Origin of the sequence: Marinobacter sp. NP-4(2019), assembly GCF_003994855.1 — a bacterium.
Classification (GTDB): domain Bacteria; phylum Pseudomonadota; class Gammaproteobacteria; order Pseudomonadales; family Oleiphilaceae; genus Marinobacter.
Genome location: NZ_CP034142.1, coordinates 515,214 through 529,854, shown reverse-complemented (window position 1 = coordinate 529,854; position 14,641 = coordinate 515,214). Strand labels below are relative to the sequence as shown.

Annotated in this window: 13 protein-coding genes; 4 read left to right on the top strand and 9 right to left on the bottom strand. The window is 56.0% G+C overall.

Annotated features, from left to right (window positions below; genetic code table 11):
• Window positions 1–18: 18 nt before the first annotated feature.
• Window positions 19–2,094 (bottom strand): tetratricopeptide repeat protein, encoded by a 2,076-nt coding sequence (locus EHN06_RS02355; RefSeq protein WP_127329829.1) that lies wholly within the window; start codon window positions 2,092–2,094, stop codon window positions 19–21.
• A gap of 217 nt (window positions 2,095–2,311) precedes the next feature.
• Between EHN06_RS02355 and EHN06_RS02350 the strand changes: the two genes are divergently transcribed.
• On the top strand, window positions 2,312–3,301 hold the full coding sequence (locus EHN06_RS02350) for a helix-turn-helix domain-containing protein (RefSeq protein WP_164735575.1): 990 nt from the start codon (window positions 2,312–2,314) through the stop codon (window positions 3,299–3,301).
• 33 nt (window positions 3,302–3,334) lie between these two features.
• On the opposite strand, the gene EHN06_RS02345 is transcribed toward EHN06_RS02350, so the two are convergent.
• The 3 genes from EHN06_RS02345 to EHN06_RS02335 form a co-directional block, all read right to left on the bottom strand.
• The gene (locus EHN06_RS02345) at window positions 3,335–4,327 is read right to left on the bottom strand and encodes a porin (protein ID WP_127329825.1); all 993 of its coding nucleotides are present in this window, start codon (window positions 4,325–4,327) and stop codon (window positions 3,335–3,337) included.
• 34 nt (window positions 4,328–4,361) lie between these two features.
• Window positions 4,362–6,047, bottom strand: a complete 1,686-nt coding sequence (locus tag EHN06_RS02340) for an arylsulfatase (RefSeq protein WP_127329823.1) — start codon at window positions 6,045–6,047, stop codon at window positions 4,362–4,364.
• A gap of 466 nt (window positions 6,048–6,513) precedes the next feature.
• The gene (locus EHN06_RS02335; RefSeq protein ID WP_127329821.1) at window positions 6,514–7,407 is read right to left on the bottom strand and encodes a LysR substrate-binding domain-containing protein; all 894 of its coding nucleotides are present in this window, start codon (window positions 7,405–7,407) and stop codon (window positions 6,514–6,516) included.
• Window positions 7,408–7,559: 152 nt separating this feature from the next.
• Between EHN06_RS02335 and EHN06_RS02330 the strand changes: the two genes are divergently transcribed.
• Window positions 7,560–7,895: a hypothetical protein gene (locus EHN06_RS02330; RefSeq protein ID WP_127329819.1), complete on the top strand. Its 336-nt coding sequence runs from the start codon at window positions 7,560–7,562 to the stop codon at window positions 7,893–7,895.
• A gap of 6 nt (window positions 7,896–7,901) precedes the next feature.
• Here the strand turns inward: EHN06_RS02330 and EHN06_RS21670 are convergent, their stop codons facing one another.
• The 5 genes from EHN06_RS21670 to EHN06_RS02305 form a co-directional block, all read right to left on the bottom strand.
• A complete protein-coding gene (locus EHN06_RS21670) occupies window positions 7,902–9,209 on the bottom strand; it encodes a methyl-accepting chemotaxis protein (protein ID WP_127329817.1) in 1,308 nt (435 codons plus the stop codon).
• A gap of 162 nt (window positions 9,210–9,371) precedes the next feature.
• Entirely contained in the window at window positions 9,372–10,076 is a 705-nt protein-coding gene (locus tag EHN06_RS02320; RefSeq protein WP_127329815.1) for a hypothetical protein, read from the bottom strand.
• Entirely contained in the window at window positions 10,073–10,837 is a 765-nt protein-coding gene (locus EHN06_RS02315; protein WP_127329813.1) for a hypothetical protein, read from the bottom strand. Before EHN06_RS02315 ends, EHN06_RS02320 begins: the two co-directional genes overlap by 4 nt.
• Window positions 10,838–10,861: 24 nt before the next feature.
• On the bottom strand, window positions 10,862–12,085 hold the full coding sequence (locus tag EHN06_RS02310) for a DUF445 family protein (protein WP_127329811.1): 1,224 nt from the start codon (window positions 12,083–12,085) through the stop codon (window positions 10,862–10,864).
• 20 nt (window positions 12,086–12,105) lie between these two features.
• Window positions 12,106–12,864, bottom strand: a complete 759-nt coding sequence (locus EHN06_RS02305) for an Abi-alpha family protein (protein ID WP_127329809.1) — start codon at window positions 12,862–12,864, stop codon at window positions 12,106–12,108.
• A gap of 117 nt (window positions 12,865–12,981) precedes the next feature.
• On the opposite strand from EHN06_RS02305, the gene EHN06_RS02300 reads away from it, so the two are divergent.
• Both EHN06_RS02300 and EHN06_RS02295 read left to right on the top strand, forming a co-directional pair.
• Window positions 12,982–13,188, top strand: a complete 207-nt coding sequence (locus tag EHN06_RS02300; RefSeq protein WP_127329807.1) for a hypothetical protein — start codon at window positions 12,982–12,984, stop codon at window positions 13,186–13,188.
• Window positions 13,189–13,193: 5 nt separating this feature from the next.
• Window positions 13,194–14,636 (top strand): hypothetical protein, encoded by a 1,443-nt coding sequence (locus tag EHN06_RS02295; RefSeq protein WP_127329805.1) that lies wholly within the window; start codon window positions 13,194–13,196, stop codon window positions 14,634–14,636.
• The last annotated feature ends 5 nt before the right edge of the window (window positions 14,637–14,641 follow it).

Here is a 14,641-nt window from a genome sequence, read left to right as displayed (position 1 = left end):
GGCCACGACAGTCACTCCCTACAAGTGATTCATCAGGGCCCGGATACGACGGTTGTCGGGAAAACGCTTGAGCAGTGATTCGGTCACTTCCCGAGCCTTTACCTTATGCCCCAGTTGATACAGAGCTACGGCGTAACGATATCCGAATAGCCATTGCCCGGGCTCAAGCATCGTGGCCTGTTCAAGGTTCGCGAGGGCGGCAGCATAGTCTTCCAGCTTCAGATTGATCAGCCCCCGCAGATGAATTAATGGGGCCTCATCAGGCGACTTCGCCAACGTCTCATCAATCACCCGGATGGCCTCGAGGTTACGGTTTCCCGATCGGAGTATATCTGTTAACTGAATGGCGGCCGGCACGTAGCCACGATCTTTCTCCAGCGCAATATTCAGTTCCTTTTCAGCCTTGTAGACTCTATCGTTTGCCATTAGGTACTGAGCCTTCAAGACACGCCCCGAAGGCAAGTCCGACTGGATATCGAGAAAGTGTTCGTACTCGCTACGGGTACTTTCCCAGGCGCCGGAATCGAGCTCTACTCCCAGCCTCACCAATGTCTCAAACGCAGCAATACGTACGGCCAGTTTCGGATCATCGAGACCGTTTTCTGCCAGCTTACGAACCGAATCCACAGCTCCGTACCGCAGCACCCGGTAGCCGCTTTCGCGAATCACGGCGTGCTCGCTTTGTAGCAGCTCTGCTATCAGCGACAGACTGTTTCTGGCCAGTGTATCGCCCCGCTGCTCCAGTAGTGTTGCGCGGCGGAGTGCCGGCTGGTCGCCGTCTATGAGGTAGTCCACCACCTCAGCCATACTCTGCTGCTGCACATGATGCCAGGTGTCTGATTCATAAAGCTCCGGAGCCCAGTCTTCCAGTGTGTCAATGGACCAGTCACGGGGCTCGTCCGTGTGGCAACCCAGACACACATCGGGGCTGCCACTGGCTGCAGAGACATCCGGCCGGGGCACCATAAAGCTGTGCTCGCGGCGACCGTCGATTCTCATGAAGGTGCTTTCCGGCATATGACAGTTGACGCACTCGGCCCCTTCACTGCCTTCGGGATGATGGTGGTGCTCCGGAGTATCAAAGTCTCCGGCGTTGTGGCACTGGGCGCACACGGCATTGCCTGTGGCTTTGAGTTTGCCACTATGTGGGTTGTGACAGTCGCTGCACACCACGCCAGCCTGGAACATCTTGCTCTGCTCGAATGAGCCGAGCACGAACACTTCCTCCCTCACGCGACCATCGGAATAGTACAGCGGTTGTTCAAGCCGGCTTAGGCTAAACTGGTCATGAACCTGGCCGCCGCCAGCGTCCACCAGGCTGGTGCGTAGTGAGTGACAGCGTCCGCAGGTCGGCACCTGGGCATCACTGGAAGGCTTACCCTGATGCTTCGGCGGGCTCTCCCCTTCGCTGACCAGCCATGCACCCATTGCCGCCAAGTCCAGGCCGGCACTGTGGGATTCATCCTGTCGTTTGGCTTTGGCATGGTCATGGGCCGTTTCATGACAGGCGGCACAGCTGACCGCAACGTGATCCCAACTGGTTTCGTAGGTATCGGTCTCAGCATTGTAATTGCGCTTCAGCCCCGTGGAGTGACAATCCGCGCACTGGTTGTTCCAGTTCTGGTAGATACCGGTCCAGTGGAAGGCATTGCCTGGATGAGCGTCTCCTGGCTCATCCAGGCGGAACCAGCGCTGGCCACCATGGGAGGCAGCCCTGGAATCCCACGCAACGTTGAAGGCCTGGAGCCTGCCGTCACCAATATCGATCAGATACTGCTGTAACGGGTATACCCCGAAGGTGTAGCGCACTTCCCACTGCTGTGTGTTTCCATCTTCGGTTGTGCGGATAACGTAAGCATCATCTTCCCGTCTGAACCGGACCTTTATTTCGTCATCGCTGTAGGTGGCACCGGAGAAGTCACCGGATACGGTGTCCGGGCTGGCAGGAGCCATGGCGGCCGCATGTTGCGACAGGCTCCATTCTTTCACTGCCTCCGCATGGCACCCGGCACAATCGGCGGGTTCAGCCACGGCATGCACGCTGGCCAATGCCAGAAAAACGAATACTGGCAAGCTCCGGACAGGACTGATCATATCGTTCAATCTCTCGCTACGAACGCTTAAATTTCACCAGAAGGTGAATCGATCACATCCTCCATCACCGCCTGGGATACCACATTTATTTCCATTGCCTTTATCTTGCAAGGCCCGGCCCAAACCCTGCGACGACTGGCCTGTCACTTGCTTGTAATACTCAACTAAGTGGATGAAAATTCCTGAACAGTACATACAAAAACAACGATATTGCCTTATGAAAAGAGACGACGTTCCTTTTTCCCACAACATCGGCGTTCAATCTTCCGATTTCGAGGAAGCCCGTTGCTTTATCAACTCCCGCATTGATGACCGGGAGGTGTCACCGCTTTCAGCCAGTGGAAATGCAGAAAACCTGTTGACCTGGCAGCCGCTTGGCGGCACTACTCTCTTTGGTGCGAAATGGTCCGAGAAAGTCCATATCCAGTCGGATGCGCAGTCAACCTTCCATGCGGTAATGGTGTTGTCCGGCAACATTCACTGCAACACCCTGAACCAGGAAGTTACCCCCAACAGCCTGCTGCTGATAGCGCCGGGCAAGCTGGCTGATCTGGTCTGGGAAAAATCCACCAAAGCAATAGTCATAAGCCTCTCCGGACAGACGTTGATTGACCACCTGGGCGTTCCAGGCCTGGAGTTCCTGCGTGACACCACAACCCTTGTGCCCGACAACCATCAGGACGCCCAGTTGCTGAAAAATGGCATCGAATGCCTCTCGCAGCAACATCAGATTTGCCGGGGAAACATTAACATTTCACTTCAAAAACAATGGGAAAGCCTTTTAGTTACGCAACTCTCGGACCAGCTCCACCGATCCGGGACGGAGAACACTACCATTCTGCCGGGTCGTATCCGGCTTGCCACCGAATGGATACTGACTCATATCAGAGAACCCATGTCAGTGTGTGACCTGCTTCGCATTACCGGTGCCAGCAGACGTTCGCTGGAATCCGGATTCCGCACCTACCTGAACACCACCCCAGCAAAGTTCATTCTTTGCCATAAACTCAAGGGCGTACGGGAATTGCTCCAGTCAGATCCGGACATCAGCATCGGCGATGCTGCCTTCTCCTACGGCTTTAATCATCTTAGCCATTTTACGCACCAGTATCAGGAAGCCTTCGGCGAGCTGCCGTCAGAAACCTTGCGGCAATGCCGCAATACGCATTTCGTGCGTCCCAAAAAGGCCCGGCTCCGGACGGTATAATTCCGCCGCCGGCCGGGCAAGACGCTTTCATATTCAGAAGGTCAGGTTAAAGCCCACCGCGTAGTTGCTTGGCAGGACGTCGTACTGGCCGGTTTCGGCCCAGACTTTCACCCGTGGGGTTATCCGCTGCTCCACCTTCAGGGTGTATACGTTCTCATCGGCAGCATCGAAATCGTGATCCTTCTCCTTGTACCCCAGTGCGATTCCCATGCCACTGTCTGCCACGTATGAAGCAGATACCCCGTACGCATCGAAATCAGCCTTGCCTTCGGGCGCAAAGGGGTACGGTGAATCGTCATTACGTTCCCAGACAGCACCCAGGCTGAGCCCTCCAATCCGATACTGGGCGCTGGCCACGGAAATCAGATAATCGTCCGTGGCAAATGGAGGCAATTGTTCCTGCATCAGCATGGTGGTGCCTATCCCCATTCCCAGTCGGCCATCGTCGTAAACAATCCGTACTGATCGGCCATCCGCATCCTGACCATTGTCGTTGTAGAGCGTGATGGCTGCAGCGACCAGTTTGGTGTTCATGAATTTTGGTGTGTGGTAGGCAAACGTCCCTGAGGTTCGGTCCGGCTGGGCGAATATGCCATCCGGATTGAGCTCTGCGTGAGGCTCGTTATATTCATAATGGTTAATTGGGCCGTACAATTCGACCCAGTGACCACTGGTTCCCCGTGGAGCGGCTACGAATATGCCGTATTTAGTGGGCAACCAGAACTTCGCCTCTTTCACGTGCAGTTCCGACTCACCGCCAGGGCTTCGGTGATCTGCATCATTGGCGGCAGGCGCAAGATCAACCTCAAGCGCGTAATGGAGATTCAGTCCATCCTCAATAACAGCCTTGCCTTGCAATCCAATCTCCAGCTCAAATGCCTGGGCTTCCGCATCGTTGCTCTCAATTTTCAGGGCACCGGCACTCAGGTAACCATATGCCTTCGGTTTGTCCAGCTCCACCGCGAGGGCGGGTGTCGCGACTGCTGCGGAAACCGCAGCCGCCAGAATGGTTTGACGTAACGTCATACTCTTTCTCCTGCCTGTGATTGTGAGGGCACGCTTATTCAACACACTTGCCGTACAGGCAGGTAGTGAAGCTGTAACCCACTTTCCTCATGTCCGCAGGATCGGCGGGAATCACGCCGTTGCGACGAATGTATTCATCCCACTCCACAAGCATTTCCTTGAGCTTTTCCGGCTTTTTGGCTGCCAGATCGGTGGTTTCAGTGGGGTCTTCGGCCAGGTTGAATAATTGCCACTCACCGGGACCGTAGGGCTCTTCCAGCAAACGGATTTTCCAGTCACCCTTGCGCACGGCGGCACGTCCCAACAACTCCCAACCAACAACGCGGTTTTTCTCGGCTTTCCCCTTCAGCCCCGGGAGCATGGACACGCCCTGGATATCGAAAATTTTACGTCCGTTGTAAGGGCTTGTCGGTTGATCAATACCCGCCAGCTCCAGGAAGGTGGGCATGACATCCATCACATGGAAGAATTCGTGGTTGATTTCACCACCGGACTCACCCGGCAGACTGAGAATGGCAGGAACCTGCAGGCCACCCTGTGACGGGTAAGCCTTCCACATGGGGTAAGGCGCAGCACTAACCTGGCCCCACTGGGCGCCATACCAGATATAGGAATCTTTACGACCAATGTTCTCATAGCTGTTGTCATATTCAGACGCGATCCATTCTTCATTCCTCGGCAGCACTTCTGGACTGTTGCCATCGGCACCGTTATCAGAGATGAACAGGACTACGGTGTTGTCCAGCTCGCCCATTTTCTCCAGATGGTTCATCACACGACCGATATTGTGGTCCATGTTGTCGACCATGGCCGCGTAGACTTCCATCTTGCGGGCTTCAATTTTGCGCTGCTCGTCCGTCAGTTCATCCCAGCTGGGCAGTTCATCAAACGGAACATTGGCCGCAAGCTCATGCCCTATGAGCCCCATTTCTTTCATTTTACCCACCCGCTGCTGGCGAATGGCCTCGTAGCCCTCGTCATACCGGCCTTCGTACTTGTTGATGTAGGAGTCTGGTGCCTGTAGCGGCCAGTGGGGTGCGGTAAAGGCAAGAAAGGAAAAGAACGGTTTGTCTTCAGCTGCGTCGATATATTCGATGACCTTGTCAGCATAGAAGTCCGAAGAGAAGAAGCCTTCGGGCACCTCAACCTGCTTGCCATCTTCCAGATAGATTGCTTTCGGATCGACACCGATAATAGCCCGGCCATCGTCAAAGTGGCTGGCACCGCCCTGTACCAGAACCCAGGAATGGTCAAACCCCCGGGTGGCGGGGCTCAGCTCTTCGGTCCGGCCAAGGTGCCATTTGCCCGCCATGGATGTGCTGTAACCGTTGTCACGGAGCACTTCCGGAAGCGTGGCAACAAGATCATTCAGGTATCCCTCGTAACCAGGCTTGCCTTTCTGCTCCGCAGTAAGCAGTTCCGCCATGTTGCCAATGCCCGCTTGATGGCTGTCAGCACCTGACAGCAGCATGGAGCGGGTTGGTGAACAGGTTGGTGCGGTGTGGAAATTGGTCATGCGGATGCCTTCATCCGCCAACGCATCCAGGCTAGGGGTTTCGATTTCCCCGCCGTAGGCGCCAATGTCCGAGTAGCCCAGATCATCGGCCACAATCAGAAGAAAGTTGGGTTTGTCGGCATTATCGGCGGAAGCCGCCATAGAGGCTGCCATCAGCCCCAGAGCCATACCCAACCGACGAAGCAGTGCATTGTTGTTGTACATACTATGCCCTCAGTCAGTTTGTTGTTGTGCCACGTTTGTGTGGTCAACATTATTGTGCTGAGGGTTCGTATGTAGGGGTTATCCCGTATGCGCAAGCAATATCATATTAGCGCAAAAAATTGATTACGGATTTCCTGAAAGCCATTGGTGAATTTCATGAAACACCCTTGTCCACGATTCGACAGGGCCAGCTTCAAAACCTAAAGAATCCATAATAAGCAATTGATTTATAATCACTAATTAAACATGGAAACGGACTGGCACAGCCGTTGCGGCTCTGTCGTTACAACAACAAACAAGAGGAAGTTCAGTAGCTCGATGGATGAGTTTCCAAGGATGATTAACTATCTTGCAAGCAATTCCCACTTCCAAGGTGAGAATACTAACAATCTGAGCAATGTCGAAACTGGTGTCAGCGGCATCCTGAATTGATTCGCTTAGAAGTGAGCATAATGAGTAACCCCCGCTATACCCTCAAGTCACCAAACGCCTCTTTCACGTGCCCGGCTAGCGCATCATTAACCGGGCTGATACCAGCGCGGACCAGCGCAATCTGGTAATCAGCCAGCGCCGGCAGGCCTTCTCTGTCCAGCTTCCGCAATGGCGGGCGAACAAGGCTAAGCGGGAAAGGCGCGACCGCCAGATCCGCAAACATGGCCGCTTCCTGCCCGGAACAATTGTCGCAGGTGTAGGCAATGCGATAGGCCATACCGGCTTCATCCAGCGCCCTCAGGGCTGTCCGGCGCCAGACACAGCCGTGGCTGGCCAGGGCCACCGGCAAGGGGGAACGGTTGGCGGCAATTCCCCCTTCACGGCCGGCCCACACCAGCGGTTCGGTATGAACCACCTCGCCCCGCATCTCCTGCCCCTGATTCCCCACAGTGATTAACGCCATGTCCAGTTCTCCCGCATCCAGGCGGTCCAGGTTCTGTTTGCTTGAACCCACCACCACATCCACCTGCACGGCAGGGTAGGATCGGGCAAACTGGGCGAGCACCCCGGGCAGAATACGGTTACCTATGTCGTCCGAGGTCCCCAGACTGACCCGGCCTTCCAGGGTCGGTGTCAGGAATTGCTGTATGGCCTCCTCGTTCAGCCGCAACAACCGGCGACCATAGCCCAGCAGGACCTCCCCCTCCGGGGTCAGCCGGACGTGGCGGGCCTCACGCACAAACAGAACGTGCCCAAGGATCTCCTCCAGACGCTTTATCTGCATACTCAACGCCGAAGGTGTGCGAAAGACCTGTTTCGCGGCCCGGGTAAAACTGCCGCACTCGGCAATCGCCACGAAGGTCCTCAGGACATCGGCATCCAGTAGTGGAACGGTATCACGGTTGATCACGGGGTTTGGCCTGTTCATCACCTTACCTTTCAATATTTCTTAACCCACATTTTAAATCTTTTCGTTTGCCTGATCAAAGAGGACATCGCATGCTTATACAACATCCCCTTGCGGGTCCGCAGGGGCTTGCTTGAAAGCATTTATTCATGACTGGCAAGGAGACATTGAAGATGGGTACTTATAAGGAGCTTCGCCGCACCACTCTCAGCCCTGACGAACCCAGGCAGCCGCCCGACCTGGACTTCTATATGCCGGCAACACCGCCACTGGCCCTGATTGCAAAGCTTGAGTTCTGGGTAGAGATCTATCGGCGCAGGCATCATTTCCGGCGCCTGTTTGAGCCTTTGCTGAAAGAAAACGATCAGATACTGTCCGACATCGGTTTTGAGCGGGCGGATATCAAATGGGCACTGAAGCTACCGCTGAAAATCGACGCACTGAAGGCCCTGTCTGATTGTCGCAGGGTAAAGGCACCAGCTTTACCGATCTGCAATTTCCCGGAGTGAGGGGGGTTACCCCTCACTCGTCAACCTCGCCACCACCGCCGCAAGATCCGTCATACCTTTCTCTACCTGCCCAATGCCACTGGCAACGCCGGAGATCTCACCGGAACTGCGGCGGGACAGTTCCGACACCCCGTCCATACTGGAACGCAAAGACTCTATCAAATGGCTGTTCTTGCCCACCACCGCGGAAATCTCTTCCAGCGACTGGGCGGTTTTGGCCGCCAGTTGGCGCACCTCGTCTGCCACCACCGCAAACCCCCGCCCCATTTCACCAGCCCGGGCCGCTTCAATGGCGGCATTTAACGCCAGCAGGTTGGTCTGTTCGGCTACCGTGCGAATGGTGCTGACGATGTTGCCGATCTGTTCGGCCTGGGCCTCCAGGTCACGGCTCACTGCAGCAGCACTGGACACTTCCGCCAGGGTGGACTCCGAAGTTTCCACCGCGACAGCAAGGGCACGGTTTGCCTCGGCGGCGATTTGCGACGTTTCTTCAGAGGTGGAAGCAGCGACTTCGGCGGCCTCCCGGGCATTGTTCACGCGGGCGGTAATATCGGCTGCAAACTTAATGACCTTGTAGACTTGTCCGTCTGCATCCAGCACCGGGCTGTAGGTGGCCTCAAGCCAGATGCTCCGACCACTTTTATCCCGGCGTTCAAACTGTCCCGAAAAACTTTCTCCCCGAGCCAGGCGGCTCCAGAATTCGGGATTGTCGCGATAGAAGTCATCAAAGCAGAACATCTTGTGATGCTGGTGAAGGATTTCATCCCTGGCGTAGCCGGTGGTGGTCAGGAAATTATCGTTGGCCTCCAGAATCTCACCCTCCGGTGTGAACTTGATCACCGCCATATAGCTGTCGATCGCCTCCAGCATCGCGCTGTCATCGGCGACTTTGTCCTGTGCGGCAGTAGCGTCGCGCGCAATTTTGACGACCTTGCAAACCTGCCCGTCGTCCCCTGTCACGGGAAAATAGGTGGCCTCGAGCCATACCCGGCTACCGTCTTTGGCATAGCGGGGGAAGGTTCCCTGCTGGGAAACACCGCGCCCCAATTCGTCCCAGAAGCGCTGGTACTCTGCTGACGAGGAATAGCTGGAATCGCACAACAGGCGATGGTGCTTGCCAATCAACTCCTGGCGCTGGTAACCCACCACAGACAGCAGAATATCGTTGGCCGACTCGACAATGCCGGAACGACTGAATTCGATGTAACCGATCTGAGAGCTGATGGCATCCAGAATCTGTTTCATTCTGGCGTAGTCGTTTCGGGAAACCTCTAGTTGTTCTGTCAATTCTGCAATGCGATAGCGGCCAAACATGACGTGCCCTCCGTGAATGTCGCAGTGAATCCATCGATTCAAATATAGCCATTCAGTAAGGGAAAATACGTATTTTAAAGTTTGAGTAGCGATACAAATTGTAAGCAAAAGCGACAGTCCGGGAGCCCAAGCGGATGCACGCATAATGTTCAGGCCACAATCCTATCGCTCCGCATCCACCCTGAAGAATCCCAGATCCTGCAACGGCAACTCCAGAACCGAGTCATCAAGGATGATCGGCACCGAGCGCTTTTCAGGCGTGACAATCGCCGAGAACCGGTTTTTGACCGGTGACTCGATATCCAGATTCAGGTTCAGCGATGTCGTCAACTCAGTATCCACCGACGGCCGGACCACCTGATCAATCGCCGCCAGCACCTCCCCGCTGTACTTCAAGCGCACCATGGTCTCAACGGGCACCAGAATATCCACGGGCAGATCAAACCGCACCGGCAACACACCTCTGACCGGCAGTTCCGGCAGCCAGGAATAGATCATCCCGGTGTTGGCCGAAACGTCCAGATCCGTTTCAACCGTCAAGGTGTCGCGGTAGCGGATTTCCATGCGCAGGGGCACCATGGTGTCCAGATCCAGTTGAGTACGGTATTGCCCTTTCAGGGGCAGCGGCAGCGCTTCGTGCCGGAAAGGTACCTTTACGTCCACCTGCCCCAGCAAGGTTAACTCGGCGTTCTCTTCGGTGTGGGCATCAACCCTCAGTTCCGCAGGCAGCCGTAACAACGCGAACTGATCAGTCAGGGAGACACCGATCACCACTCGGGTATACAGCATGAACCCACCGAGCAAACCAAGCGCCACGATCAGCACAAACAACCAGCCATAAAGGATCCAGCGTCCAAGCACACTCATTGCCCAGGCTGCTCCGAGGGCGTGTCGTCGTAGGGATTTGCTTCCGACTCCTCTTGCGGCGACCAGGACAGTCCGATTTCACGAATGGGAAGTTCCAGGTCCATCTCCGCCAGCAGGGCATCAGCCGGCTCAAGGATGGTGGCGTAGGCATTGATCCGTGACCGTACCGGCACGGACATTGCGGTTTTCAACGGGATATCGGTGGCAATATCCACTTTCAGGGGCACCTGCAGGGACTCCAGCAGCTCAACCTGCGCCGGGGCGGTGAACTTGAGATCCACCATCTGGTCAATCCTGATCTCTTCGTCCAGGGGAATGGTTGCCTTGACCGGCAGTTCGCCGCGCAATGGCAATTCAATCCATTTGCCGAGGGCTTTCACTTCAACGTTGCCATCAACCGCAATCGTCTGATCCAGCTCAATGTCCTGGCGCAACGGCACCACCATCTGTATTGGTACAGCGCTGTCAAAGGTGACTGACACGTTCAGGGTGTCGTGGATTGGCAGGGTCAGGGTCTGATCGATAGGCACCGTCGTGGACAGCACGGTATCGAGTTCAATATCCAGACTGTCCAGGATATCGATCCCCACAGCCATGGGTTCGGGAATGGACACCTTCGCCTGCTGATCACGCAGCAACAGCTCCGCCCCCAGGTTCTTCCACAGCCAATAGGCACCGGCAACCCCGAGGGCGATGGCCAGGATCAGCAACACCCCGGCAATGGCCAACCATGTCTTGCGAACCGTAATCTGTACTGCCATAGCGGATTCCCTGAGCCAGATTCGTTATCCGAACATGAAGGTGAGCTGAAATACCCCCACACACAAACCCAGTGCAGCACCGACGGCAATCAGTATCCACTCATCCTGTTCGAACGCCGGTCTCAACATACCCTCGAACTCGGTAGGCTTGAGGCTCTGCAGGCGGGTCGACAGGGTATGCTCCAGGTCCAGGGCCTCATCGGCATAATCTTCGATGTGTTTGAGGGTGGCCGGCAGCCGCTGAATCAGTCGCTTCACCGCACTGGCCTTCATGTTACGGTAGTTCTGGGTGCCCACGGCAAAGGTGACGAAGGGCTTGGCGAGGTTGGTCTGCTCATCGACCGCGCGCTGAACGTGGCGTCCGATCATGTCGAACACCTTGTCCGCGTAGGGTCCCTTCAGAATGCCCTCAATGATGTTGGCTGGCGTCAGAACGTATGAGGACACCAGGCGGCCATAGTCACTGGCCACTTCATTCTGACGTTTCATGAACAGGCCCTGTATATTGAACGGGCCAATCCGCATCAGCTCCTTGGGATTGAAGATCATCTGCAGGGCAATGGCGTTAGTCGCGTAACCCACCAGCAGACCGAACGCCGGCAGCAGCCAGCCCTGCTGGAAGAACAACCACACTCCCATCTGCACCAGCCCGAACAGAAAGCCGAAATACAGTCCTGAACGACCGATAAATCGGAACTCGGCGGCGCCCACTTCCTGGAAAATCTTGTTCAGCAGGGCCTTGTCACGGCTGAGGTTGGTCACCACCATATCTTCAAGGTCGTACATCTGGGAGATGTTGATCTTGAGCTGATTCATGATGTCATTGATCAGTTTCGGTGCGTCCCGTTTGACCCGCTTGTAGATCTGCCGCTTGACCATTTCCGGCAGGGATTCCCACAGCTTCGGCTCATACTCCAGCATCACCTGATCGACGATCTCCTCGATCATCCCGTTCAGCGCCGGCTCCAGCGCATTGGCTACCTTATCGGCATCCAGTCGGGAGAAAATTTCTTCCTGGGTGATGAGATGGGTGGTAATGGTTTCCACCGAGATCGCCGCCATTTTCGCCGCACGCCGGGGAATAATACCCTGCCAGCCCAGGAAGGGAGGCTTGCCCACGAATTCCAGCGGCTGGAACATCATCCTGATGGCAATGACATTGGTGACATACCCGACGGCGCCACTGATCACCGGCATCGACAGATACAGCCAGAGGTTTGACACGAAGTCATTCACTACCGCTTCCATACTCGTACTTCCAATCGTTTTTATTGTTTGTCTGTCGCGCCCGGTGACTCGTCGTTCTCACGGCAGTCGAGGGTTTTTGACCAAAGGGTTTTTCCGAGATCCGAGATCGAAAAGGAGAGTCGCTGGAAACGGACTTTCATCCCCGACTGACCTTCTACATCCGCAGTCAGGGCTCGGACCGCCAGGCCGTTCTCAATGCTTTCATAGTTCTGCAACAGCGTTTTGAACGAAGGTCCGGTTTCCACCAGCCCCAATTGGATCAGGTGATTCAGATAATATGGCGCCCATTGACCCAGCATCAGCCCGGACTCCTGGGATATCCGGCTCAAGTGGCCCCGCAACCGATAGGCCGGCTTCCCCAATCGACCCATCACATCCATATGACACATGGCATGGGGCTGTTCGTCTGAGACCAATGCCAATACCCGGAGTTCGTCAGGCACCAGTTGCTGCACGATGACCCGAATCAGGTCATCGGTAGCGGACTCCTTGGTCTGATAAATCGAACGATGATGCAGGTCCCGCAGAATGCTCGCGGTATCGGCGGTCACCAGGGTCGGCGTGATTTCCGGGGAATTTGCGTGGGGCGAGGCCACACCATCCAGTCTCTGCAACCGATTCCGGAGCGCCAGAAGCAGTTGATTCTCCACCTCCGACGCAACTGCCGCTGCACGCTGAACCGGCGGTAATTCCCCGAGCGCTGACCGAAGGCGCAGGAGGGTTCGATTGCCCGGCACGGAGGGCACCGGTAATCCTGACGTTAGCTTTCGCTTGTCCATCGCGCTCGCCTGACAATCTTATTGTTGTGAATGCTGACAATTTTCGTGACATATGTCACATTTTTAAAATAAGGTTGCAAGAACAAATTAACAAGAACAAACAAAAAAAGGCGCACAATGACACCCTCAGCACAACTTTCCAGGGTTCTGGACACGCTGCCCGATGAGCTCGCGGAAGCCATAGGGAACAATACCGAGAGCACGTTGGCCACACATCGCCAGGAAACAACCAGGGAGCTGGAGCAAGCTCGCCGCCGACTGTCTCTGCCAGCGCGACTGGTGTTCAACATGACGACTGGAAAAGATCATCAGGCAGGGGAGTAATGGCCGTGAAAACATCGTCTCTGCAGGTGGTGGCTGAACTGGACAAGTTACAGGCACTCATTGGCGAACTCCCCGCCGCGCAACGGAGTCTGGCCAGTCGTTGCCAGCCCGGTCAGATTCGTGAGGTCAGGGATGCCATTCTCGATAGCCTCCACAGTGAACAGGCATCGACCTTCCGACGCCTGAGCTGTCTGGTCAGGGCACTGTCCGCAAAACACGCCGCCAGACTCGCGACCGTTTGTGGCCCGCTGGTCGCTGCTCGCACCCTGCCGTTTGTTGAACCGCTGAAAGTGGGCAAGATTGCCCGCCGATTGCCCGGGGATTTCCTCACCGACATCACCTTGAAGGCAGATCCACGGGCATTACGAACGCTGATCCGGCACATACCCACGGAACAGATTGCGGCGGTGGCGGCAGCGCTCATTGAACAACGGCATTACGTTACCGCCGGCCAACTGGCGGATGCACTACCCTCCACCGCCATTCGTCAGGTACTGGCGCTGATCGACGACGACGTGGCTTTGCTACGCACGGTTTTCTATATGGACGAGCCGGAACAGCTCGGCGACATCATCCGCCTGGTCGACAATGAACGCCTTAACCGCATCATCCTGGCGGGCCTGGGCAACCGCGAGACCTGGCCTATCCTTATGTGGGTGATTGACCAGGTCGGACGGGACATTAAAAGCCGCATCACCAACCTGGTTGTGGAGCGTGATCCCGAAACCCTCAACGAACTGATTAATGTGGCGAACAGTCAGGCACTTTGGGGCCCCATCCTCCGTTCGCTGGATACCATCAAGGAACGCCACCAGCGGTCGCTGGTGCATTTGCAGGCCCTACGGGACGAGAAGGTTCTGGAAGGTCTGATGAAAGCCGCCTACGACGAGGGTCTGATGGCCAATACCATCCCCCTGATCGAGACGATGAACGGCGACTTGCAGGCCTTTGTCGCCAGGGTCGGCCTGCGCCAGGGCGCGGATATTCTGGAGGCCTTCATTCGCGACGCCGTCCGTCAGAATCATGCCGGCGTCATCCTCACCCTGCTGAGCAGAATGTCCGACGAAGAGATCAAGGAGCTGACCACTCTCGGTGTGTTCAACGACAACTTCATACTGCAGGCAATCGTATCGGCCGGTATTGCCACCGGTCAGATTCGTTCACTGATCCGTTTTGCCCGGCGCCTGCCCGGCAAAGGCCAGGAGCTGATGGCCAGCCTGATGGCGGCGGACCACGGCGCCCTGCTGGAGCGACTGCTTAATCGCTCGGAACTGCTGGGAGACAGTGACTGGAACGAGCTGGTCAGCCTCCTGTCAAGAATCCGGCTACCAGATCAGGCACGGGAGATTGCCGATGTCATCCACTACCAGTCCCGCCAGACGGCACAGGCACTGAAAACCCATGCCGAGCACATGGGCATGGATCTGTTCAAGGCTCTGCGGCTGTAACGACC

Coding starts and splice junctions, on each gene's coding strand:
- EHN06_RS02315 (WP_127329813.1), bottom strand. CDS start 10,837: ATGGCAGTACAGATTACGGTTCGCAAGACATGGTTGGCCATTGCCGGG.
- EHN06_RS02340 (WP_127329823.1), bottom strand. CDS start 6,047: ATGTACAACAACAATGCACTGCTTCGTCGGTTGGGTATGGCTCTGGGG.
- EHN06_RS02350 (WP_164735575.1), top strand. CDS start 2,312: ATGAAAAGAGACGACGTTCCTTTTTCCCACAACATCGGCGTTCAATCT.
- EHN06_RS02345 (WP_127329825.1), bottom strand. CDS start 4,327: ATGACGTTACGTCAAACCATTCTGGCGGCTGCGGTTTCCGCAGCAGTC.
- EHN06_RS02305 (WP_127329809.1), bottom strand. CDS start 12,864: ATGGACAAGCGAAAGCTAACGTCAGGATTACCGGTGCCCTCCGTGCCG.
- EHN06_RS02320 (WP_127329815.1), bottom strand. CDS start 10,076: ATGAGTGTGCTTGGACGCTGGATCCTTTATGGCTGGTTGTTTGTGCTG.
- EHN06_RS02310 (WP_127329811.1), bottom strand. CDS start 12,085: ATGGAAGCGGTAGTGAATGACTTCGTGTCAAACCTCTGGCTGTATCTG.
- EHN06_RS02355 (WP_127329829.1), bottom strand. CDS start 2,094: ATGATCAGTCCTGTCCGGAGCTTGCCAGTATTCGTTTTTCTGGCATTG.
- EHN06_RS02330 (WP_127329819.1), top strand. CDS start 7,560: ATGGGTACTTATAAGGAGCTTCGCCGCACCACTCTCAGCCCTGACGAA.
- EHN06_RS02300 (WP_127329807.1), top strand. CDS start 12,982: ATGACACCCTCAGCACAACTTTCCAGGGTTCTGGACACGCTGCCCGAT.
- EHN06_RS21670 (WP_127329817.1), bottom strand. CDS start 9,209: ATGTTTGGCCGCTATCGCATTGCAGAATTGACAGAACAACTAGAGGTT.
- EHN06_RS02335 (WP_127329821.1), bottom strand. CDS start 7,407: ATGAACAGGCCAAACCCCGTGATCAACCGTGATACCGTTCCACTACTG.